This window comes from Marinimicrobium agarilyticum DSM 16975 (genome assembly GCF_000423345.1).
GTDB lineage: Bacteria > Pseudomonadota > Gammaproteobacteria > Pseudomonadales > Cellvibrionaceae > Marinimicrobium > Marinimicrobium agarilyticum.
The window spans coordinates 543853-567134 of the sequence record NZ_AUHU01000003.1; the positions used below are offsets into that span (position 1 = coordinate 543853).

The window sequence follows — 23282 nt, forward strand, 5'->3', positions numbered from 1 at the left end:
CAGGGTTCAGGAAATTGTCAGTCGGGAGTTGCATTCAGGTCTGGCTATCTACAAACAGCAAACGCAAGGAGACTAAACAATGGCAATTTATCTTGAATACGAAGGCATCAAAGGAAACGTAACAGCGGAGGGTTATAAGGACCACATTGCTGTTCAGTCCCTGTCTTTCGGTGTAGGTCGCGGCATCTCTATGGAGCCCGGCAACCTGTCCAACCGTGAAGCGACTCGCCCCACCGTAAGCGAAGTAACCCTGACCAAAGTGGCTGACAACTCGGCAACCGCTCTGTTCAAGGAAGCCGTGACCGGTTCCGCGGGTAAGAAAGTAACCGTCAAGTTCGTGCAGACGGGTGCCGACAAGGTTACCGAGTACATGGATTATGTACTGGAAGATGTTCTGGTCAGCGGTTATCAGATTTCCGGCAGCGGAGACGGTGACCCGGTCGAGACCATCTCCCTGAGCTTCTCGAAGATCATGGTTAACTACAATGACTTCGACAAGTCCAACAAGTCTTCCAGCCCGCAGCGCGTGGGTTACGACTTGACGACCGCCAAGCCGCTGTAAAAGGCGCATTTTGCCCCGGAGGTTCTCCGGGGCATCATATTCATTCGCCAGAGCTCCCGCAGTTCTGGATCCAAGGAACGATACCGCGCCAGGTCGCGTGGCTAAAAGGTTGCTAAGTCTATGGGGCAGCTTACTCAGGAAAATCGTCTGGTCGCCATCAGCGACTTTTCACTCGGAAAAGACACATTTCTCGTCAAATCCCTGAAGGGTGCAGAACGGGTGTCGGACGTATATGCGTTCACACTGACCCTCGTGTCCGAAAAGCTGGACATAAAAGCGAAGGACGTGATGGGGAAGCTCGGGTGCGTCACAATCCAGGACGGAAAAGAGCGTGAGTTTTCCGGGCACGTTGACCAGTTCACGGTCGGCGAAGTTAAGGACGACAACCTCAGAACCTATACCATGGTACTCAAGCCGTGGTTATCCTTTTTGCAGTACTCCAATAATCACCGAGTCTTTCAAAACAAGACAACCAAGGATATTGTCAGCGATATCTTCGCCGAACAAGGTTTGAAGGATTTCGACTTCCGCGCCGAAGGTGGCGCCGTTAGAGAGTATTGCGTCCAGCATAATGAGAGCGACCTGCACTTCGTGCGGAGGTTGCTGGAGGAAGACGGCATCGCCTTCTTCTTCGAACATACCAGCGGCAAGCACAAGATGATCCTGGTGGATCAACCCAACGCCTACCCCACGTTGCCCGACAGTGACCTGGAATACTCTCTGGGCGTGTCGCCGGACAGGCAAATTCACCAGTGGGAGCACCGCTATCAATATCACAAAGGCACCTGGTCGCTGACTGATTTTGATCTTACCGAGCCCGACAAATCACTGCTGGATTCAGCGCAAAGCCAAAGCGATTTCGCTCGGAATAGCCAATTTGAACACTATGAGTACCCCGCATTCTACAATTTGGCTGAGCCAGACCTGATTCCCAAGCTTCGCATGCAGGCTGAGGAGGTTCAGCGGGACCAGGTTTTCGGAAAGTCAAATTGCAGCCAGCTTCTGGCCGGAGGAAAGTTCTCCCTCGCCAAGCACGAATCCAGTGCGGAAAAGGGAACCTACATCCTGCTGGAAGTCACCCACGAAGTGCTCGACGAAACTCAGACCACGGGTGGGGAAGCGGACCAGAAGTACCAGAACGAATTTATCTGCGTGCCCTCCGACACGGTCATCCGGCCCAAGCGCCTGCATAAAAGGCCCGTTATGCCCGGCCCGCAAACGGCATGGGTGGTTGGCCCCGAAGGGGAAGAGATTTACATTGACGAGTACGGTCGTATTAAAGTCCAGTTCCACTGGGACCGCGAAGGCCAGCGCAACGAGGACAGCTCATGCTATCTCAGAGTGGCTCAGTCCTGGGCGGGCAACCAATGGGGTGCATCGTTTATTCCCCGAATCGGGCAGGAAGTGGTTGTGGACTTCGTCAATGGCGATCCGGATCGGCCCCTGGTCACCGGAGCGGTTTACAACGCCAAGAACCGGCCGGTGTACAGCTCCAAGACCCAAAGTGGCTTCAAGTCCCGCTCGACAAAGGGCGGTGGGCCAGACAACTACAACGAATTCCGCTTTGAGGACAAGAAGGGAGCAGAGCAGATTCTGCTTCACGCCGAGAAGGACTACGACGTAGAGGTTGAGAACAACCAGACGCTGACGGTCGACAACGATCGAACCAAGACGGTCCGTAATGATGAAACTTCGCTGATCGAGAATGACCGTAAAAAAACGGTTAACAATAACCAGAGCGAAACCATCGGCAAGGACAAAACGATTGACGTCGGTAAAGACCATCGGGAGGTCATCGGCGCGAATAAGCAGCTCGAGGTGAAAGAGAACCACTCGGAAGTGATCGGCAACAATATGTCGGTAACGGTCAAGAAAGATCTGACCGAGTCAGTGGAAGGCAATTACCGGGAGTCCGTAAAGAACGAGTATTCGCTGGATGCCAAGATCATCAACCTTCAGGCGGGCGATGAAATTACCTTGAAAACCGGCTCCGCCATGATTCAGATGAAGAGCAATGGTGATATCACGATCAGTGGTGCCAATATCAATGTCAAAGGCTCTGGAAATGTGGTGCTCAAAGGCAGCAAAGTGACCAGCAATTGATCGATAAAGCGGGGATGTTAGTGACATGACGGAAACCTCTTGGCGCGACGCCGAAGCAGCGGGTGACACCGAGGTTCTCGAAGAGCACTGGCCTCAGGGTGAGTTTTTGCTCGGGACCTTGGTCGATCTCGATGACCAGGGTCTGCCCTGTGTGCGTGTGGCGTACAAAGGCGCTTATCATCGGTTGTTGGCGACGCCTGCGACCCGCGTGACCCGTGAGGCTCTCGGGCGCCAAGCCGTAGTCATGTTCGCCGGGGGCAGTATTCAGGCGCCGGTGTTGCTCGGGTTTGTTCACTCGCCGCTGGATATGGCGTTGGAAGAGTTTGCAGGAGAATCAGAAGAGACTTCTCCCGGCAAGATGGAGGCCGAAGTGGACGGCCAGAAAACGGTCATCGAAGGCAAGCAGCAAATTGTATTGCGTTGTGGCGCGGCCAGCATCACATTGACCGAATCGGGGAAAATTGTGTTGAGAGGCGAGCATCTGGTCAGTCGTTCCAGCGGCGTGAACCGGATACTGGGCGCTTCCATTCAAATGAATTGATGGGCGAGGGACATGCTCCAGCTTGATAACAGCACACCGTTTGAGGCGGAGTTGTCGCTGCTGAATGACGAAAGCGGCGTTGACACGCTTTACATTATCGTCAAGGCGACGTTCGAGGACCGGGGGGGCTGGACTGTCTCCGACGAGCCCCATCCCATCTGGCAGGGCGACAGCTACTACGGCGAACCCGGTGCTTCCAGCCTGCGTTATCCGAGTGAGCAGCACTTGGGCAAGACCGCCACCGATGTATTGGTGGAAGGTCATGCTTGGGGCGAGGAGGCGAGGGCGGTCTGCCGACAGGCGGTGGGCGTGTCGGTGGGCTCGGTAAGCCGCGAGTTGGCCGTGTTCGGCGATCGAGTGTGGGAGCGTGGCCGAATATCCTCACCGGAGCCCTTCGTGCAGATGCCGATTCGATTCGAACGGGCTTACGGTGGTTCGGTTGAACGGGACGGGCGTTGGGTCGTGTACGACGAACGCAACCCGGTGGGTCGGTTTGCTCTGGGCCGCTGCTCCGCGGAGGATGCAGAGGGCGAGCCCCTGCCCAATGTCGAGCATCCTCAGGCGTTGTTGCAATCGGTGAATGATAATCCCGAGCCGGTGGGTGTGGGGGCGGTGGCACCGAATTGGTTGCCGCGAACACGCCATGCCGGCACCTATGATCAACAGTGGCGTCAGACGCGCGCTCCTTTTGCGCCGGAGGATTTTTCCCGGCGCTTTTTTAATGTGGCGGCTCCGGGGCTTATTTACCCGGGCTGGATGGAGGGCGGGGAGCCGTTCTCATTGGGTGGAATGCATCCGGAAGGTCTTTGGCAGGGTCATCTCCCGAGGGTGACTCTGTCGGTGAAAGCCTCGCGGCGTGGAAGCGTCTCCGCGTTGGAGCCTCGATTAGAGACGCTCCTTCTTGAGCCCGAACAGCGTCGGTTGGCGATCACCTGGCGCGCTCAAATGCAGTGCCCTAAAAAAGTACTGGATATCGAATCGGTTCAGGTGGCTTTGGGGCGAATGTCCTGAAGGCGCAGCGCCTTGCAGGTAGTTAATACATAAGGATCAGGTATATGGCACAGACGACCTTCGCCAACGGACGCGGTATCGCTCACAAAGGCAGCGGCGGTATGAGTACCGTTTTTCCCGATGTCTGTAAGACCCCTGTGGGCTCTTCGATCATTCCCATACCCTATCCCAATATTGGTCAATCCTCCGATACCTCAAAAGGGCCGAAATCCGTCAAAGTGGATGGTGAAATGCCGATGGTAAAAGGCGCGGTGTACAGCAAAAGCAGTGGCGACGAGGCCGGCGTAAAAAAGGGCATTATCAGCGGTAAGCACAAGGCCGAGTGCGAGTACATGATGTATTCTTTTGATGTGAAAATGGAAGGTAAGAACGTCTGCCGCATGGGCGATCCTTTATATCACAACAAGAAAAACATCATGGGTTAGGCGGACATGACGGCGGCGATTAAACATATCAGCGCACCTGACCTGGGCTTTGAGTCTCAGTTCGACGACTACGTCGATGAGAGCGCCTTTCTCTGGCTGCTGCGCTCCCGGGCTCTGTCCCAGCCACACTATTCCCCCCATGATCTGGCTGAGTTGGAAAGCCGGATCGACGGTCAGCTTCTGGCGCTGTCCATGGCGCCCGAGTCGGCGTGGCGATCGTGTCAAAAAGCACTGCTGCAGAATGAGCCGGGAGAGGTGTTTACCGCTTCGGTGGTAGCGTTTCAAAGCCTGGATGTGAATCGAATCCAGCGGGCGGTGGAAGCGGCCACGGATACGCCGACAGGGGTCTCGGCACTGGTTTCCGCATTGGCGTGGATGCCCGGACGGTATTGTCATGAGTGGCTCAAGCGGTTTCTCACCAGTAAAGAACTTGCTCACAAACGGCTGGCGCTGTCGGCGTGCATTGCTCGTGGTGAGGACCCCTGCGATTACTTGACCCGAATATTAAGACGAGAGGATTGCCGCGCGAACGAGACCCTCTACGCGGAGGCGGTGAAGGCCGCCGGTGTTTTCAAACGGCGCGATCTGTCGCCGTTTATTGCCGAAGCACGTGAGGCAGAACAGTCTGCCGTGCTTTTCGCTGCTCATGAGGCGGCGATCCTTTTGGGGGACCGGCGGGCAGCGCTTGGGCTGACACCACTGGCGCTTGAGCCGGGTAGGTTCCAACTCGCGGCGCTGGATCTGGGTGCCCGGGTTCTACCCACCGCCGAGGCCAAGCGCTGGATTTCAATCGTGCATCAGAAAGCGGATGTATCCGAGGGCCCCCGCCTGGCGATAAAAGCGTCGGCGGCGCTCGGTGATCCGGAAGCCATTCCGTGGCTGCTGGGCTGCATGAAGAGTGCCGAGCTCGCCCGGTTGGCCGGGGAAGCCTTCTATCAGATTACCGGCATCCATCTCGAGGATCAGGAGCTCTGCCACCGGCTGCCTCAACTCCCGCGCGACGCCTCCGAGGACGAGCCGGATACGCCGGTCCCCTCTCCCGACGAGGATGAGCACTTGCCTTGGCCCAACTCTGAAAAAGTCACGATGCTCTGGCAAACCGTCAAACACCGGTTTGAGGGGGGACAACGCTATTTACTCGGCCGCCCTGTGTCGGCGGAACACGCTCGCGGGGTGTTTCAAAATGGTTATCAGCGTCAACGCCGGGCCGCCGGCCTGGAGTGGGCGTTGCTTGAACCGGCATGTCCTCTCCCCAGTCTCGAGCAACGTCAGGAGGTTCTATGAGTTCAGAGCGGGTGCTTTATCTCGCGGGAAGCGGGATGATTACCGCCATTGGTGGGTCGACCGAAATGGTATGGGCGGCAACCGGAGCGCAGGTCAGTCGCTACGCGACCAGTGGGTATTTCACCGGCGATCGAAAACTGATTATTCAGGCGCTGGTTCCCGATCAGGCTCTGCCGGACCTGCCGCATTATCTCAGTGCTTATCCGTCGCTGTCTCTGCGTGAAAAGCGCATGCTGGCCATGTCTCGCGTGGCGGCCACCCAGGCTCTTCAAGCTTATGCCGGCTCAGTGCCGGTACCGGTGTTGTTCGCCGGTCCGGAATCCTATCCCGGAATCGACTCTCAAATCAGCAAAGGCTTTTCCCGCGCATTGTTTGAGCAGCTGGAGCATTTGCCCATCGCCGCGGGTAAAAGCCGGAGTGTCAGTATAGGACGGCCCGCAGCGATCGAGGCGATCAAGCTGGCGTTCCACTATGCGTACGATGTGGGTCACACCAATGTTCTGGTGGGAGGGGCGGACAGTTATCAGTTTTCACCGCTGTTGAAACTACTGGATGGTCAAAAGCGTCTGTCGGCGCAGAACCTGGCGCCCCACTCGGGCAGCGATGCGTTTGCCCCTGGAGAGGCCTCGGGCTTTTTGTGGTTGACCTCTGATCCGGCGCAGGCGCTTCAGCATCGGGGCCGACGGATTGCATTATCGGAACCGGGTTTCGGCTATGAGACGGGACACTGGTTCAGTGAAAAGCCCTATCGCGGTGAGGGGTTGGACCAGGCGTTCAAGCAGGCGATTGCGGGGCGTTTTGCGGGCAAGACCATCAAGAACATATACAGTAGCGCGAATGGCGAACGTTTTTGGGGAAAGGAGTTGGGCGTCGCCATGACCCGGAACCACCAAAACTTCAGCGACCCGAAAGTGCATCACCCGGCGGAGTTTTACGGAGACATTGGCGCCGCGACCGGCGCCGTGCTGATTGGATTGGCGAGTCAGACGGCCCTGCATCTGCCGGGAGACGATACCCACCTGGTGTACGGTTCAGCGGATCAGAGCTACCGTGGCGCCATCTGCCTGCAGGCCGAGCCGGTAGCGGCCTGAGGCAGGAGCCAAGCGGGTCGCGGCGAAAAGCGTCCGGAGCTGCCTCGAGACGAAGGCCTCTTCTAGCGTTCCCGCGCGCGATCCGTGATGCTTCGACTGTTACGAGCCGCGTCCACCCGTTCCCTTGTGCTTCTCTGAAAACTCTGCTGGCTGCGTTCCGGTTGGCGGTACTGGCGCTCCCGGGCGCTGTCTCTCGGCTCCTGCCGTTCCACTCGGGAGTGACGATCGGTCCGGGTCGTGTGGCGTTGTTCCTTGGCGTGGTTGGTTTCCTGTCGTTGTGCCCTGTGTTGCTCCGTTCGGTTTCCGTCATCCCGGTTTTCCCGGCGTGCATTCAACGGTGCTTTGTAGTTGTCCTGCCGCTCCAGTCGAGGTAGCTCCCGCTCGTTCGCGCGGCGTTCGGGTTGGGTGTGCAGCCGATGTTGCAGGGTGGCAGCCCGGTGATGTCGTTCGGTGGCCAGGCCCGGTTGAGCTCGATGGGCCCGGGCGGGGGTGGTGTATTTGTGGCGCACGTTGGTGTGCCGATACTCTACGCCGCGGCGGTGGGTGGGATTGTGGTGCCAGCGCTTGGCTTTTTTGTAGCGCACGACGCTGCGGCTGGAGTGAAAGCGCGGACGTTGGTGGCCGTGGTGGACGTCGATGACCACCGTGTGGTGGTTGCTCCACTGAAAGCCGCTGAAGTAAAAACCGTGATGGTCAATCCGGGTTCCGAAACTCCAGAATATGCCGCCATGCCAGTAGCCCCGGGAAGGGCGATGCCAAACCGTTGGGGGGTGGTGGTGCCAGCGCCAAGGGCCGTAGACGACACGGGTGTCATAGTAGGGAATGTAAATGACCTCCGAGACCCGTGGCTCCACAATAATGGTTTTCTGCTCGACCACGACCTGCTGGTGTTCCGTGGTTTTCAGGTGCCCGGACTCGTAAGCTCTCTGGCGCAGGTCCTGAACGCTGGCCAGCACGTTTTCCTCATCCTGAAGGAAAGCATCCCCCAGGCGCTGGGTCCAGTCCAGGTCATCGCTCATACGCTCGAGCAGGTGAGGAAACGCGACCAGCGCTTTCACGCTGGGGTCCCAGGGTTCATTGTCGACCGCGCTCACGGCCGCGCCGCCGTCCTGGTCGGGGTGACGTTCCGCCCAGCGGTGGGCCTGAACCACTTCCAGTGGGTAGGTGCTGGCAATCAGAACGTGAGACAGAACGGTGTCGGGGTAGAGGGCGATCGGGGCGAGTAGCTGGTTCAGCTCGGCCTGGCTGTAATAGTCGTCGTCGGCCAGGCAGCCAAGGCTCAGCAACAAGAGCAGAGTGGCGCCGATGGCTTGTGTGACTGCGTTTGTCTTCATGGGGTGTCCTCCCGGAAGTGGCGCTCGTTCGCCGAGCGTACACCCCCTTTATAGCCTCGGACGGCTTAACCAAAGCTGAATATTGCCGGATAGCGGTTGGACCCGATAGTCTCGGTCCGGTTCAGTTCACCGCCACCAGCGCGCGGCGGGGGGCTAACGGCATGCGCGCCAGAGGTTGGTGTTTGTTGCATGGTCTCGAGGGCCGGTCAAGTCAGCAGCGGGGTTGAACGCCACAAAATGAATGACGCTCCGGTTGCAGGTGAGGAATTTTCTTGGAAGGGCGCTGGTCGATTGGTGTACAATTCTGCTCCATTTTTAACTTCCGGCGGGCTGTTGCCTGGCCTGTCGCCCTTCTCAGGATGTGTTCATGTTTGACAAAACTCAGACGATTGCCGATTTTGACCCCGAAATCTGGGGTTCCATCCAGAATGAAAGCCGTCGCCAGGAAGAGCATATTGAGCTGATTGCCTCGGAGAACTACACCAGCCCGTTGGTGATGGCCGCCCAGGGCACCAAACTGACCAACAAGTACGCTGAAGGTTACCCGGGCAAGCGCTACTACGGTGGCTGTGAGTATGTGGACCAAAGCGAGCAGCTGGCGATTGAGCGGGCCAAGGCGTTGTTCGGCGCCGACTATGCCAATGTTCAGCCCCACTCCGGCTCCCAGGCCAATTCCGCCGTGTACGCGGCGCTGTGTAAGCCGGGCGACACTATTCTGGGTATGAGCCTGGATGCCGGTGGGCACCTGACCCACGGCGCCAAGCCTAACTTCTCGGGCAAAGTCTACAATGCCGTTCAGTATGGTCTGAACCTTGAAACCGGCGAGCTGGACTATGAAGAAATCGCCCGGCTGGCCCGTGAGCACAAGCCGCGCATGATCGTGGCCGGTTTTTCCGCCTACTCCCAGATCGTCGATTGGCAGAAATTCCGGGACATCGCTGACGAAGTGGGCGCTTACTTGCTGGTCGATATGGCCCACGTGGCCGGTCTGGTTGCGGCCGGGGTCTACCCGAGCCCGGTGCAGATTGCCGATGTCACCACCTCCACAACCCATAAAACGCTTCGCGGGCCTCGGGGTGGGATCATCCTGGCCAAGGCCAATGAAGAGATTGAGAAGAAGCTCAATTCCGCGGTATTCCCCGGCGGTCAGGGCGGCCCCTTGATGCACGTGATTGCCGCCAAGGCCATCAGTTTCAAAGAGGCAATGAGCCCCGCCTATAAAGAGTACCAGCAGCAGGTTGTGAAAAACGCCAAGGCAATGGCTTCCACATTCATTGAGCGCGGTATCAAGATCGTTTCGGGTGGCACCGAAAACCATCTTATGCTGGTGGACCTGATCGGTAAGGAATACACCGGTAAAGACGCCGATGAGGCGTTGGGCCGGGCCAATATTACTGTCAACAAGAATGCCGTGCCCAACGATCCGCGCTCTCCTTTCATCACCTCTGGCCTGCGTGTCGGCACCCCGGCCATCACCACTCGCGGCTTCCGCGAAGAGGAGTGCAAGCAATTGGCGGGCTGGATGTGTGACATTCTGGATGCCCTGGAGGCGGGCAGTGCCGACGCCGTGATTGACGAAGTCAAAGGCAAGGTGCTGGATGTTTGTGGCAAGTTCCCGGTCTATGGCCGCTGAAGGGCTGTGCAAAAAGTGCGCAGCTGTGCTTGCAACCCCCCTGCAAACTCCCTAGAATAGCCGCCCCTAACCGGCCCGGGCCTTTTGGCCCGTGCCACTCCTTGCTTCACTCCGATGGTTATCGGGGGAAGCTTTCACCCGTAAGGAGCAACAATGCGTCATTACGAAATTGTCTTTATGGTCCATCCTGACCAGAGCGAGCAAGTGCCCGGTATGATCGAGCGCTATACCGCCAGCGTCAAAAACACCGGTGGCCAGGTCCACCGTCTGGAAGACTGGGGTCGCCGTCAGATGGCTTACTCCATCAACAAAATCCACAAGGCTCACTATGTACTCATGAACGTCGAGTGCACCGATGAGGCGCTGGAAGAGTTGACCACCAACTTCCGTTACAACGATGCCGTCCTGCGTAACCTCGTGATTCGCGAAGACGAAGCCATCACCGAAGATTCTCCCATCCTGAAAGCGGACAAAGATGCCCGCGAGCGCACCTCCAAGCAGACTCGCCCGGCGCGCCGCGAAGAGGGTGATAACGCTTCCTCGGACGATGACAACTCGTCTGACGAGAAGTCTGAAGCCGCAACCGAGAAAGAAGGGGAATAAGAGATGGCACGTTTTTTCCGTCGTCGCAAGTTTTGCCGTTTCACCGCCGAAGGCGTGAAGCACATTGATTACAAAGATCTGGAAACACTGAAGGCGTACATCACCGAAACCGGCAAGATTGTACCCAGCCGTATTACCGGTACCAAGGCCAAGTATCAGCGCCAGCTGTCCTCAGCGATCAAGCGCGCTCGCTACCTGGCTCTGATTCCGTACACCGATAGCCACGAGTAAGACGCGGCGTTTTATCGGTTGTTGAAGGAGTGCGAACTTGCGGGCGCTGGCTGAGTTCATATTGCGCGGTCGTCTGCAGGCTGCAGTGGTTGCCCTGATCGGAAACTGGATACCACTGCTCACTCCCGCCGCGGTGGCGTTGGTCACCTTGCGCGCGGGAGCAAACAACGGGCTGCTGATTCTACTCTGGGGCTTGCTCCCGGCGTTGTTATTGCTCGGGATCAGCCAGATCGCTCCGGCGATGGCTCTGATGGTGATGGGCGGCACGGCCCTGACTTTTATGGCCGCCCTGCTGCTGCGGCGCGGGAGCGGCTGGCCCACCTGCCTGATGGCGTTGGTGGCGCTGGCGAGCTTGTTCTCGTTGTTGTTGGCCGTGGCATTGCCGGAGAGCGTTCAGGCAGTGCAAGGCTGGTTTGAGCAGGCCTGGAGCGAAATGAGAGGCCCAGAGGGTGACGTGCCGGCAATCGGTATCACCTTTGCGGTGGGGGTAGTTGCCTGCAGTATGGCATTTCCCTCAGCGCTGGGCCTGATACTCGGGCGCTGGTGGCAGTCGCTGGTGGTGAACCCCGGTGGCTTCGGCGCTGAATTCAGGGCCTTGAAGCTCCATCCGGCGCAGGCGGCGGTGTGCATGGCCGCAGCGATGTACTGCCTCTTTCAGAACCTGGACTACACGCTCTGGTTCTGGCTGTTTGCGCTGCCCCTGCTGTTTCAGGGGGTTGCCGTGGTGCACGGTCTCGCGGCAATAAGAGGCTGGGGCACACAGTGGTTGGTGTTGTTTTATGGTGCCCTGTTTTTACTGGGCCTTGTAGCGCATCTGTTGGTGCTGTTCGCATTTCTGGATACATGGCTGAATTTTCGCGAGCGGGCAAAACCCCGGGCCTGACGGCCCGCGCTTCGCTCGCCGGATCATACAACTTAGAGGGTATACGAGATGGACGTTATTCTGCTTGAGAAAGTGGGCAAGCTTGGTGGCATTGGTGACCAGGTTGCCGTTAAAGCCGGCTTCGGCCGCAACTTCCTGCTGCCGCAGGGCAAAGCGATTCCGGCGACACCGGAAAACGTGAAGGAATTTGAAGCGCGCCGCGCCGAGCTCGAAGCGGCTGCCGCCGAGAAGTTGAGTGGAGCGGAAGGTCGCGCTGCCAAGCTGGCCGAAGTCAGCGTCACCATCGCTGCCAATGCCGGGGACGAAGGCAAGCTGTTCGGTTCCGTCGGCACGCGTGACATCGCCGAAGCGATCACCAAAGCTGGCGTTGAAGTCAGTAAGTCGGAAGTGAAGCTGCCCCAGGGCGCGATTCGCGAAACCGGTGAGTACGAAATCGACGTGCAGGTGCACGCCGAGGTGACTCAGACTGTCAAGCTGAGCGTGGTGGCCGAGTAATCCACCCTCAGGGGCGGGCCCGCGTGGCTCGCCGGTGACAAATCTGACGAATTCGGGCACTATCGACCCCTCGGGGAGCAATCGATAGTGCCCGTTTTTGTGTGTGACAACCCCTGATGAGATTCCATGTCTGACTTACCGCTGGATATACCGCCGGAGGAGGAAACCTCTCCGGCCAAAATGCCTCCGCCCCACTCGGTAGAAGCCGAGCAGGCGGTATTGGGTGGCCTGATGCTGGAGAACATGCGCCTGGAAGCCGTGCGCGAAATGCTCTCCGAAAAAGATTTCTTCCGGGACGACCACCGGCAGATCTTCAAGATGATGTGTGAGCTGTCGGAAGAAAACCAGCCGCTGGATGTCATTACCCTCTCGGAAGAGTTGCACCGTCACGACGAGCTTGAACGTGTTGGTGGTTTGGGCTACCTGACCGAACTGGCCGCCAACACCCCGAGTGCGGCCAATATCCTGGCCTACGCCAACATCGTGCGGGAGCGTTCTACGCTCCGACAACTGATCAGCGTCGCTCAGGAAATCAGCAAGTCCGGCTATAACCCCTTGGGGTTGGATGCTGATGATCTGCTGCAGATCGCCGAAAAACGGGTGGCGGAAATCGCTGAGGATCGGCCCAAAGAGGGCGGATTGCTCGAGCTGAACGAACTGCTGAAAAGCACCGTTCAGCGGATTGACGAGCTGTTTCGCTCCGGCAGCGATCTCACCGGGGTCAGCTCCGGCCTGGAGGACCTGGACAAGCGCACCTCCGGCTGGCAGCCCGGAGAACTCATCATTCTCGCGGCCCGGCCCTCTATGGGTAAGACCGCGCTCGCGCTGAATTTTGTTGAATCTTCCATTTTCACCCAGTCCCGTCCCACTCTGGTGTTCAGCATGGAGATGCCCTCGGCCTCCCTGGTGATGCGGATGATGTCGTCTATCGGGCGAATTGATCAGGGAAAAATCCGTAACGGCAAGCTCACCGAAGAGGATTGGCCCAAGCTGTCCGCGGCGGTCAGCAAGCTTAAAGACAAGCTCCTGTTTATCGACGATACCCCGGGCCTCTCTCCCACGGAGATGCGGGCACGGGTGCGTCGTATCTCACGGGAACACGGCAACCCGGGCATGATCATGGTGGACTACCTGCAGCTGATGCAGCTGAGTGGCCCCAGCGAGGGGCGGACCCAGGAGGTCTCGGAAATTTCTCGCTCGCTCAAGGCCATGGCGAAAGAGTTCGACTGTCCGGTTATCGCTCTTTCCCAGCTCAACCGGGGGGTGGAGCAGCGTCCCAACAAACGCCCGATGAACTCGGACCTGCGGGAGTCGGGCTCCATCGAGCAGGATGCCGACGTGATTTTGTTCATCTATCGGGATGAATACTACAATGAAGACAGCCCGGATAAGGGGGTGGCCGAGCTGATTGTCGGCAAGCAGCGTAACGGGGAGGTGGGTACCAGTCGGGCGGCCTTTATCGGCAAGTACACGCGCTTTGAGAACCTGGCGCCTGAATACATGCAGCAGGACGAGTATTGACGTCAAAAGCAACGTTTGGCGCCGCCAAGTGGGTCCATTGAACAAAGATTGTACATGGCGATTCGAGCGTGTATTATCCCCGCCCCACTCTGGGTAAAATGGTAACGTCCGGCTTGTCGCGGGCGCTGAGATCAAGACGCCACATCGCCGCTGAAACGAGCCAGTCATGCAGGTTTTTCACCAGATCCAGTCGTTGCGCAAAGCGCTGGCCGATGAGCGTCGCCAGGGCAAGCGTATCGGCTTTGTGCCCACCATGGGCAACCTCCACGATGCGCACCTGGCGCTGGTAAAGCAGGCTCGGGTGCACTGTGACTGTGTGGTGACCAGTATCTTCGTCAATCCCCTGCAGTTCGGGCTCAACGAAGACTGGGACAAGTACCCCAGAACCCTGGAGGCCGATACGGCCAAGCTGGAAGCGGTGGGCTGCGACTACCTGTTCTGCCCGGACGAGACGGAGATTTATCCCAACGGTATGGCGGAGCAGACCCGCGTCGTCGTGCCCTCCATGACAGATGTGCTGTGCGGCGCCAGCCGGCCCGGCCACTTCGAGGGCGTCACCACCGTGGTGACCAAGTTGTTCAACATTGTTCAGCCCGATGAAGCAGTGTTTGGCGCCAAAGACTTTCAGCAACTGGCCGTCATACGCCGGATGGTGGAGGATCTGTGCCTTCCCGTTGAAATCCGGGCCGGAGAGATTGTCCGCGAAAGTGACGGTTTGGCGCTCAGTTCGCGCAACAGTTTTATTGGTGAGGATGAGCGCCCGGCGGTGTCTCAGTTATACCGGAGTCTGTGTTGGATCCGGGAGCAGATTCAAGGCGGTCGGCGGGATTATCTTGCGCTGGCCACGGCCGCGAAGGAACAGATTCAGGCGGCGGGTTTCAGGCCCGACTATGTCAGCGTGTGCAACAGCCACACACTGGACCCGGCAGCGGACGACGATGCCGAGATTACCATCCTGGGTGCCATGTACACCCGGGGAGCGCGCTTGATTGACAATGTATCCCTTGTGTTGGACGCTTAAGTCCGCACCGAACACGGGAGAAGCTTATGCTTTCAACCCTGCTGAAAGGCAAACTGCACATGGCCGCGGTAACGCAGGCCGAACTCTGGTACGACGGCTCCTGCGCGATTGATCGCGATCTGGTGGAGCTGGCGGGTTTGCGCGAATTCGAGCAAATCGACATCTACAACGTCAACAATGGCGAGCGGTTCACCACCTACGTCATTCTCGCCGAGGCGGGCTCGGGCACCATTTCCATGAACGGCGCTGCCGCGCGCAAGGTTCAGGTGGGCGACCGGGTTATTATTGCCAGCTACGGCCAGTACAGTGAGGCGGAGCTGCTGAACCATAAGCCCCGCCTTGTCTACCTGGATGAATCCAACCGCGTCGAGCGGACCTCGAATACCATCCCTACCCAAGTGGCGTAACCTTAATCGAGTTCCCCCTCAGCCAGGGCAAGACGCTCTTGCTGAGGGAGAGCTTTCGTCTTTGCCTCCCTTTCAAATATCCGCAACCAGAAATGTCTTTCGCGGGAGATGGTTACCTCTGATTGACAACGTTGTCTGTGGCCAATTTTGCGAACTGCTGTTAAGCTTTACCTCTATAGCTCTGCGACATCGTCAACAATGATCGGATAATAGACATCAGCAAGCGAGGCCATTCATGTCCGAACAACATCTGTACCCTGTTCCCGACGCCTTTAAGGCGCACGCCGCTATCGATGCTCAAGGGTATCGTGAAATGTATCAGCGCTCGGTGGAGGATCCCGACAGTTTCTGGGCGGAGCAGGCCGAGGCCTTCCTGACCTGGGACAAACGCTGGGATACGGTGTGCGAGAGCGATCTGCGCAAAGGGCAAATCGCCTGGTTCAAAGGCGGCAAGCTCAATGTGAGTGTCAACTGTATTGATCGTCACCTGGAAACCCGCGCGGACCAGGTGGCCATCATCTGGGAAGGGGATGACCCCGCTGAAGATCAGATGATCACCTATCGTGAGCTGTCCACCGAAGTAAACCGCCTGGCCAATCTGTTGCGTGAGCGCGGCGTCAAAAAGGGCGATCGGGTGTGCATTTATATGCCGATGATTCCCGAGGCCACTTACGCCATGTTGGCCTGTGCCCGGGTCGGTGCGATTCATTCTGTGGTCTTTGGGGGCTTTTCGCCGGATGCGCTGAAGGACCGCATTCTCGATGCGGATTGCCGCGTCTTGATCACGGCGGACGAGGGGGTTCGCGGCGGCAAGCGTATCCCACTCAAAACCAATGCGGAAAAGGCCCTGGATAACTGCCCCGACGTGCACACCTGCCTGGTGGTGAAGCGCACCGGCGCCGACATTGCCTGGAAAGAAGGGCGGGACATCTGGTACGACGACACCGTCGAGACTCAACCGGACCATTGCGAACCGGAAATGATGGACGCCGAGGATCCGCTTTTTATCCTCTATACCTCCGGCTCTACCGGCAAGCCCAAGGGAGTGATGCACACCACCGGTGGCTATTTGCTGCAGGCGGCCATGACCCACAAGTACGTATTCGACCACCAGGAAGGGGATGTGTACTGGTGCACGGCCGACGTGGGCTGGGTGACCGGCCACACCTATATCGTTTACGGGCCTTTGGCCAATGGCGCGACTACCGTCATGTTTGAAGGGGTACCCACCTATCCGGACGCCTCCCGTTGCTGGCAGGTTGTGGACAAGCACCAGGTCAATACCTTCTATACCGCACCCACGGCCATTCGTGCGCTCATGGGAGCGGGTGACAAATGGGTGACCCAGACCTCGCGCGAGTCCCTCAAGCTACTGGGTACGGTGGGTGAGCCCATCAACCCGGAGGCATGGGAGTGGTACTACCAGGTGGTGGGGAACAGCCGCTGCCCGATCATGGATACCTGGTGGCAGACCGAAACCGGTGCCCATATGTTGACGCCGCTGCCGGGCGCCACGGACCTCAAGCCCGGCTCGGCCACCCTGCCGTTTTTCGGGGTGCAGCCGGTGCTGCTGGACAATGATGGTAATGAAATCAAGGGCGCCGGATCCGGCAACCTGGCGATCAAGGCCCCCTGGCCCAGTCAGCTTCGCACCGTCTACGGGGATCACCAGCGCTGCATCGATACCTATTACAGCACCTATCCCGGGTATTATTTCACCGGTGATGGGGCCCGTCGCGACGAAGACGGCTACTACTGGATCACCGGTCGGGTGGACGATGTGTTGAACGTCTCCGGTCACCGCATGGGGACCGCCGAAGTGGAGAGTGCCCTGGTGCTTCACCCCAAAGTCTCCGAAGCGGCCGTGGTGGGTTATCCCCACGACATCAAAGGGCAGGGCATTTATGCCTACGTGACGCTCATGAGCGGTGAAGAGCCCAGCGACGAGTTGCGCAAGGAGTTGGTGGCCCTCTGCGTCAAAGAGATCGGCGCCATCGCCAAGCCGGACATTATCCAGTGGGCGCCGGGACTGCCCAAGACCCGCTCGGGTAAAATCATGCGGCGTATTCTGCGTAAAATTGCCGCGGATGAATTGGATAGCCTGGGGGACACCTCCACACTGGCCGACCCGACCGTCGTCGATGATCTGATCGAAAACCGGGGCGGTTGAACCGCCCCACAATAACCCCTAGGGGAGTCGAACATGAGAGAGAAACGGCGGAAGAATCATCAACCCTGGCAGGCGCTGTTACCGGCGGTCATCGTCGGTGCCAGCCTGCTTGTGAATGCGATGCCTTCTCTGGCAGAAAAGGCTGAGCCCGCGGTCCAGTCAAAGGCGCCTGAGCGGCTTGAGCGCCAATGGGAAACGCAAGGGCTGCGAGTGCCTGAATCTGTTCTTTACTACGAGGCGGAAGGCGAGCCCTACCTGTTAGTCTCCGAAATTGATGGCGAGGGCAACAAGGCCGATGGCAAAGGAGGAATTGCCAAGCTATCCCTCAGTGGCGAAATTCTGGATCAGGACTGGGTGACCGGCCTGGATGCGCCCAAAGGCATGGCGATTTTGCGCGACACCCTGTACGTGGCTGACCTGGATGAAGTGGTGGCGATCCGTTTGAAAACCGGGCAGGTGCAGGCACGCATTCCGGTCGAAGGCGCGGTCTTTCTGAATGATGTGGCCATTGATGACAGCGGTGAAGTTTATGTGTCCGATACTCGCACCGGCAAGGTTCATCAGATCGGTCGTGGTGCTGGCGCGGAACTGTTCCTCGAAGGGCTTGAAGATCCCAACGGGCTTTATGCCGATGGCGACACCCTGTATATCGGCGCGGGCAAAACGTTGCTTAAGGTGGCCGCCGACGGTCAGCAGGAAACCGTTGCCACCGGTTTTGAATCCGGCATTGATGGGGTTGAGAAAATCGGTGCCGACGAGTTTCTCGTCACCTGTTGGGTGGGGCTGGTGTATCACGTCAAGAACGGCGAGGTTACCCGCCTGATGGATACCCGTGACCCGAGAATGAACACCGCTGATCTCGGCTGGAACCCGGTCGATGGTATCGCCTATATCCCGACCTTCTTTACCAACTCGGTGGTCGCCTATCGCTGGCGCTGATTGAGCTATGCCCCCAGAGCTGATCGACAGCCACTGTCATTTTGATTTCGAGGCTTTTGATGAGGATCGAGAGGACATCTGGTCCCGCTGTCGGTCTGCGGGGGTGCGTCAGCTCCTGATCCCGGGGACCGAGCCCGAACAGTGGGCGCGGGCTCAGGGCCTGTGCGAGGCCATGCCCGACTGGTACTTTGCTGCCGGCATCCATCCCTGGTGGCAGTACAAGGTCCGGGGGAAGGAATGGCTTGACGCCTGCCGGCGCGCGCTGTCTCATTCCCATTGCCTGGCGGTGGGTGAATGCGGTCTGGACAAGTTTATCGACACACCCATGGCGGAGCAGGAGGCACTGCTGGAGCAGCACCTGCAGCTCGCTTATGAACAGCGGCTCCCCATCGTGCTGCACTGCGTGAAGGCTCACAACGAGCTGATTCGGTGGCTGAAACGGTACCCGCTGGAGCGGGGAGGTGTGATTCACGCTTTCAGTGGCAGCGTCGATATCGCCGAGACCTACTGGCAGATGGGATTTCGCTTGGGCGTTGGAGGCACCATAACGTATGAGCGGGCCAAGAAAACCCGCGAGGCCGTCAGTCGTATTCCGGCTGAGGCGCTCCTGCTGGAAACCGACGCGCCGGACATGCCGCTGTGCGGAAGGCAGGGAGAGCGGAACAGCCCTGAGTACCTGCCGGACGTCGCCCGAGGGCTTGCGGAGCTTCGGGGCGTGACCATTGAAGAAATAGCCGCCATCACCACCGCGAACGCCCAATTACTTTTTGGGTTTCAGCACTGAACAATCCTGCAGATATCGTTCAACGGCCTGTGCCGCGGCGGCAAACCCGAAGCTGCCCGTCACCATCAACACCGACCCCAATCCGCCCCCGCAATCGAGCTTGACGCCGCTGTCAGGATCCCGGTTGCCTTTATCACCGGTGCAAACACTGCCGTCCAATTGGGGGAAGTGCATCTGTTCATGGGAATAAATGGCGTCTACCCGGAAGCGCCGCTTGGCGTCCTTGCGAAAACCGTGGTGCCGGTAAAGCAGGTTCCGGACCTTGCGCAGCATGGGGTCATAGGTCGTTTGCGCCAGGTCGTTGCAGGCAATCTGTCTCGGGTCCCGCTTGCCCCCCGATGAGCCCACTGTGATCAGACGCATTTTCCGGCGGCTGCAGTAGGCCACCAGGTGGGCCTTGATGTGAGCGGCGTCGATAGCGTCAATCACGATATCATGCTGTGGCCCGATCAGGGTTTCGACATTGTCGCTGGTCAGGAAGGCTTCTTCACTGTGGATTGTCAGCTCCGGGTTGATGGCCCTGAGCCGGTCGCTGACCACCTGGTTTTTTGAGGCGCCAATGTAACCTTCAAGGGCGTGCAATTGTCGGTTGGTGTTGGTGACACAGACCCCATCAAGCTCAATCAGCGTGAGAGTGCCAATGCCGGTGCGGGCCAGTGCTTCCGCGGCCCAACTGCCGACGCCCCCCAAACCTACCACCGCGATATGGGCGTGAGCCAGGTGTTCAAGCGCCGCCTCCCCGTAAAGCCGGCCGAGGGCGCCAAAGCGTTGTCGGTAACCGGTACTTAAAACCGGGGTGTCGGTGCTGGGGATCGGTTTCATAAGCCTCCGAACAGCTGAAGTGATTCAGGTGCCATTTTAAAGGATTTGTCACACCCCGGCTAAAAATTATCCTAAAAGGGTTGAGATATATGAAATCCTATGCAAGTATTAAAGCGCTGGATTCTAATACAAGCTTCGCGAGACAGTGCTTCCAGGCATTGATCATCGTAAAAAGCGACCGGCAACAACCATAAGTGATGATAGTTTGAGTGAGAGAGAGGAATGGGAGAAATGAACACGTCACGTGTCGTTCTGTCTGCCAATGGAGATGCTTTGCCAAAAAAGCACTCTGTTGTGTCCCCCCTGAGTGTGCCTGCTTTCAAGGTGCCTTTGTAAATCTTACGTGTTGGCTTATCTGTGTTCGTTCGCAGAGGCTACTTATTGTCGCTATGGTGGCGTTTGTCCTATTTCCGTCTATTCTGAATAGGACAGCGATTGCTGGTCGTTAAAGCTTTTATTTTCTCCTGATTAAGACGGGGGAAACTGATGACAGTAGTGAGAGATTGATAACAACCGTAAGAGATAATAACTCAGGAGGCATCATGTCCTACATGAAAAACATCATCGGCCGCCGGTTTCTGGCCAACACCTCGATGACTGCGTTGGCCCTGGCTGTTGCTGGCGCGGCGCAGGCTCAAACCGCCGTTCAGGAAGAACCTGTATTAGAAGAAGTGGTCGTCACGGGGTTTCGCCAAAGTTTGGAGCGTGCTCTGGACATAAAGCGCGAGTCCGCCAATAACGTTGAAAGTATCGTCGCGGAAGATATGGGTAAAATGCCCGATCTTAACCTGGCGGAGTCCCTGCAGCGGGTTCCCGGTGTGGCGATTACTCGTGAAGGTGGCGAGGGCCGTAGCATTACCGTTCGGGGTCTGGGGCCCGACTTTACTCGCAGTACTCTAAATGGCATGGAAGTACCCGGCGGTGCCGGCGGTCTGGATTCCTCCGGTGGTGTGAATCGCGGCCGTTCGATGGACTTCAATATCTTTGCCTCCGAGCTGTTCAACCGTATCGACATCCACAAGTCTCCCACCGCTTCTGTGGAAGAGGGTGGTTTGGCCAGTACAGTGGAATTGCATACCGCAAAACCCTTTGATAACCCCGGTCTGAATCTCAGCGCCAGTGCCCAAATGACCGTCGATAATATTTCCGGTGAAGAGGATCCCCGCTTTTCGGCGTTGGTCAGCAACACTTTCATGGACGATACCTTTGGCGTCTTGTTCTCTGTCGCCAGTTCTACTCGTACGGTTCGTCAGGAAGGTTTCGGTACCGTCCGCTGGACCTCTCCATTTGCCAATGGCGACCGCGGCTGGGCGGATACCAGTGGCACTACGGTCAACGGCACGCCGAACCCGGATGTGAACCACCCAGAATATGAGGCCGGTGACGATCCGCTGGATTACATGTGGCACCCGCGCCTGCCTCGGATGGACTATTTCGGCAACACTCAGGACCGGACTGGCGCGACAGCCTCGTTCCAGTTCCGTCCGAGTGATCGTCTGGAAATGAGCTTGGACTTCGTTGGTTCTCGGCTGGAAAACGATCGCGAGTCCTACAACTACTTCGCCCAGTTCCGTAACCTCCAGGACACCATTACGCCCAATAGCGTGACCCTGGATCCCAGTGGCCGCTACATGGTGGCAGGCAGCTTCAGCGGTGTGCAACCGCGCTCCGAGAGTCGCGGTCAATTCTCCGAAACAGACTTCCTGCAATCCGTATTCAGTGCCGATTACGACCTATCCGATCAGACAACCTTGAGCTTCGTGTTGGGGAATGCCACCTCAGAGCACGACGAAGAACAGTACCGGTTCAACCTGACGGCAAACAGCCCCTCCACGTTCTCGTTTGACTTCAGTGAGAATGCCAATATTGCCGAAATGAGTTATGGTTTCGATATTCTGGATCACAACAATTACGAGTTCACGGGCCCCGTGATTCGTAAGGACGTCGTTGAGCGAGATAACAACACCTTCCGGGTTGATTTGGAAACGCACCAGGGTGATGCCTCCTTCAAGACCGGCTTTATCTATAACGACCGCACGGTGGACTCGCTGCGTTATGACCCTACCGAGGGTACTTTGACGCCGCCGTCTGACACGTCTGACTCTCTCACAACCACTATTCGTGGCTTGGGCATTGACGACTTCGCTGATGGCCTGGACGCCCCCGGTGACTTCCCGACCAACTGGCTGGTGGCGGACTTCGGCAATACCATTGAAGCCTACAGCGCGGGTCAGTTCACGCCAGTACCTCTCGACTCCTCTTCCTGGAACGTACAGGAAGAGACCATGGGTGTGTATGGTGAAATGGACTTTGAAACCGACGTGTTCAACCGTCCATTGCGGGTCAACACCGGTCTTCGTATCGCTCGTACCTTCATGACCTCTGAAGGGGTGGCTGAGGATCCCATCACCGGAGATCCGGAACCGATTACTGGGGAGAACAACTATACTGATATTCTGCCCTCCACCAATATCGTCTGGGAAATTGAGGAAGACCTGCTGATTCGCGCGAACATCTCGCGCAATATGACCCGTCCCGGTCTGGGCAGCCTGTCTCCCACCGTGACTGGTGTGACACCGGTCAACGGCAATATCAGTCGGGGCAACCCGGAGCTTGACCCCATCCGTGCCAACGCCGTGGACCTCGGTGTCGAATGGTACTTTGGCGATCAGGGGCTACTGGCCTTGACAGTCTTCCACAAGGACATCGAAAGCTTCATTATCGGTGACGAAGTTGAAGGACCCCTGTCTGCGGAATTGCGTCAACTGGTGTCGGGTTACCCAGAGTACGACCCCGACTCACCACTGTATGAACCGAGCTCCGTGCCGGTTGATGGCAGCGACTGGTTTGTTTCCCAGCCGGTGAATGGCGATGGGGCACAGTTGGATGGTTTCGAGTTGGCCTACCAGCAAACGTTCACCTTCCTGCCCGCACCGTTCGACAATATGGGGGCCATTGCGAACTACACTTACGTAGAGTCCGAAGCACGTTTTGGGGATGTGGTCAGCACCCTGCCGGGTCTGTCTGAAAGCAGCTACAACTTCACGCTGTATTACGAAACAGACCGCTTTGGCATCCGTGGCTCCTGGAATGGCCGGGATGATTACATCACCAGCCCGAACGGCAGCAACGGTAACGCTCAGGAAGCGACCACCGGTCCGACCCGTCTGGATATGTCAGCCTTCTATAACATCACTGACGACTTGAAGTTGACATTGGAAGGTATCAACATGACTAACGAATCCGAGCGGTTGTACACCACCGGTCCTCAGGGTGACCTGAACTTGGTGCGTGAATACAACACCACCGGCAGGGAGGTTTACTTGGGTCTGCGTTACACTTACTAACCAATCCAAGTTTGCTGCAGGGCAAGCGCCCTGGTAAACCTGAAGCGCCACCCCACAAGGGTGGCGCTTTTTTTT

General features: G+C 57.9%; 21 protein-coding genes. 19 read left to right on the forward strand and 2 right to left on the reverse strand.

Annotation, left to right across the window (positions count from 1 at the left end):
- Positions 1–79: 79 nt before the first annotated feature.
- The 7 genes from G547_RS0102345 (at position 80) to G547_RS0102375 (ending at position 7017) form a co-directional block, all read left to right on the forward strand.
- Positions 80–562: an Hcp family type VI secretion system effector gene (locus G547_RS0102345; RefSeq protein WP_027328460.1), complete on the forward strand. Its 483-nt coding sequence runs from the start codon at positions 80–82 to the stop codon at positions 560–562.
- Positions 563–682: 120 nt separating this feature from the next.
- Positions 683–2665, forward strand: coding sequence for a type VI secretion system Vgr family protein (locus G547_RS0102350; RefSeq protein WP_027328461.1), 1983 nt, complete (start codon positions 683–685; stop codon positions 2663–2665).
- A gap of 25 nt (positions 2666–2690) precedes the next feature.
- On the forward strand, positions 2691–3206 hold the full coding sequence (locus G547_RS22445; protein WP_051234638.1) for a DUF6484 domain-containing protein: 516 nt from the start codon (positions 2691–2693) through the stop codon (positions 3204–3206).
- Between the two features lie 12 nt (positions 3207–3218).
- The gene (locus G547_RS0102360; protein WP_027328462.1) at positions 3219–4217 is read left to right on the forward strand and encodes a DUF2169 family type VI secretion system accessory protein; all 999 of its coding nucleotides are present in this window, start codon (positions 3219–3221) and stop codon (positions 4215–4217) included.
- A 44-nt stretch (positions 4218–4261) separates the two neighbouring features.
- Positions 4262–4642 carry a DUF4150 domain-containing protein gene (locus tag G547_RS0102365; RefSeq protein ID WP_027328463.1) on the forward strand — a complete coding sequence of 127 codons (381 nt, stop codon included), beginning with the start codon at positions 4262–4264 and terminating at the stop codon, positions 4640–4642.
- 6 nt (positions 4643–4648) lie between these two features.
- On the forward strand, positions 4649–5926 hold the full coding sequence (locus tag G547_RS19765) for a TIGR02270 family protein (RefSeq protein WP_051234640.1): 1278 nt from the start codon (positions 4649–4651) through the stop codon (positions 5924–5926).
- Positions 5923–7017 (forward strand): hypothetical protein, encoded by a 1095-nt coding sequence (locus G547_RS0102375; RefSeq protein ID WP_027328464.1) that lies wholly within the window; start codon positions 5923–5925, stop codon positions 7015–7017. The genes G547_RS19765 and G547_RS0102375 overlap by 4 nt, the downstream gene beginning before the upstream one ends.
- A 62-nt stretch (positions 7018–7079) precedes the next feature.
- Here the strand turns inward: G547_RS0102375 and G547_RS19770 are convergent, their stop codons facing one another.
- On the reverse strand, positions 7080–8351 hold the full coding sequence (locus tag G547_RS19770; RefSeq protein WP_051234642.1) for a DUF3300 domain-containing protein: 1272 nt from the start codon (positions 8349–8351) through the stop codon (positions 7080–7082).
- 367 nt (positions 8352–8718) lie between these two features.
- Here G547_RS19770 and glyA point away from each other — a divergent pair, with 367 nt between their 5' ends.
- The 11 genes from glyA (at position 8719) to G547_RS0102435 (ending at position 19038) form a co-directional block, all read left to right on the forward strand.
- On the forward strand, positions 8719–9984 hold the full coding sequence (gene glyA / locus G547_RS0102385; RefSeq protein ID WP_027328465.1) for a serine hydroxymethyltransferase: 1266 nt from the start codon (positions 8719–8721) through the stop codon (positions 9982–9984).
- A gap of 153 nt (positions 9985–10137) precedes the next feature.
- Positions 10138–10587 carry a 30S ribosomal protein S6 gene (gene rpsF, locus G547_RS0102390; protein ID WP_027328466.1) on the forward strand — a complete coding sequence of 150 codons (450 nt, stop codon included), beginning with the start codon at positions 10138–10140 and terminating at the stop codon, positions 10585–10587.
- A gap of 3 nt (positions 10588–10590) precedes the next feature.
- Positions 10591–10818 (forward strand): 30S ribosomal protein S18, encoded by a 228-nt coding sequence (gene rpsR, locus G547_RS0102395; protein ID WP_027328467.1) that lies wholly within the window; start codon positions 10591–10593, stop codon positions 10816–10818.
- A gap of 37 nt (positions 10819–10855) precedes the next feature.
- Positions 10856–11701, forward strand: coding sequence for a hypothetical protein (locus tag G547_RS0102400; RefSeq protein ID WP_027328468.1), 846 nt, complete (start codon positions 10856–10858; stop codon positions 11699–11701).
- Positions 11702–11749: 48 nt separating this feature from the next.
- Positions 11750–12196 (forward strand): 50S ribosomal protein L9, encoded by a 447-nt coding sequence (gene rplI, locus G547_RS0102405; protein ID WP_027328469.1) that lies wholly within the window; start codon positions 11750–11752, stop codon positions 12194–12196.
- Between the two features lie 180 nt (positions 12197–12376).
- A complete protein-coding gene (gene dnaB / locus G547_RS0102410; RefSeq protein WP_036186822.1) occupies positions 12377–13717 on the forward strand; it encodes a replicative DNA helicase in 1341 nt (446 codons plus the stop codon).
- A gap of 166 nt (positions 13718–13883) precedes the next feature.
- Complete coding sequence (gene panC, locus G547_RS0102415) at positions 13884–14738, forward strand: pantoate--beta-alanine ligase (protein WP_027328471.1); 855 nt, start codon at positions 13884–13886, stop codon at positions 14736–14738.
- Positions 14739–14764: 26 nt separating this feature from the next.
- Complete coding sequence (panD, locus tag G547_RS0102420) at positions 14765–15145, forward strand: aspartate 1-decarboxylase (protein ID WP_027328472.1); 381 nt, start codon at positions 14765–14767, stop codon at positions 15143–15145.
- A gap of 235 nt (positions 15146–15380) precedes the next feature.
- The gene (gene acs / locus G547_RS0102425) at positions 15381–17315 is read left to right on the forward strand and encodes an acetate--CoA ligase (RefSeq protein WP_027328473.1); all 1935 of its coding nucleotides are present in this window, start codon (positions 15381–15383) and stop codon (positions 17313–17315) included.
- Positions 17316–17348: 33 nt separating this feature from the next.
- Positions 17349–18254: an NHL repeat-containing protein gene (locus tag G547_RS0102430; protein ID WP_051234644.1), complete on the forward strand. Its 906-nt coding sequence runs from the start codon at positions 17349–17351 to the stop codon at positions 18252–18254.
- 7 nt (positions 18255–18261) lie between these two features.
- Positions 18262–19038, forward strand: coding sequence for a TatD family hydrolase (locus G547_RS0102435; protein ID WP_036186445.1), 777 nt, complete (start codon positions 18262–18264; stop codon positions 19036–19038).
- Here the strand turns inward: G547_RS0102435 and G547_RS0102440 are convergent.
- A complete protein-coding gene (locus G547_RS0102440) occupies positions 19015–19860 on the reverse strand; it encodes a tRNA threonylcarbamoyladenosine dehydratase (protein WP_027328476.1) in 846 nt (281 codons plus the stop codon). The two genes, G547_RS0102435 and G547_RS0102440, sit on opposite strands and share 24 nt — an antisense overlap.
- A gap of 542 nt (positions 19861–20402) precedes the next feature.
- On the opposite strand from G547_RS0102440, the gene G547_RS0102445 reads away from it, so the two are divergent.
- Positions 20403–23207 carry a TonB-dependent receptor gene (locus tag G547_RS0102445; RefSeq protein WP_051234646.1) on the forward strand — a complete coding sequence of 935 codons (2805 nt, stop codon included), beginning with the start codon at positions 20403–20405 and terminating at the stop codon, positions 23205–23207.
- The last annotated feature ends 75 nt before the right edge of the window (positions 23208–23282 follow it).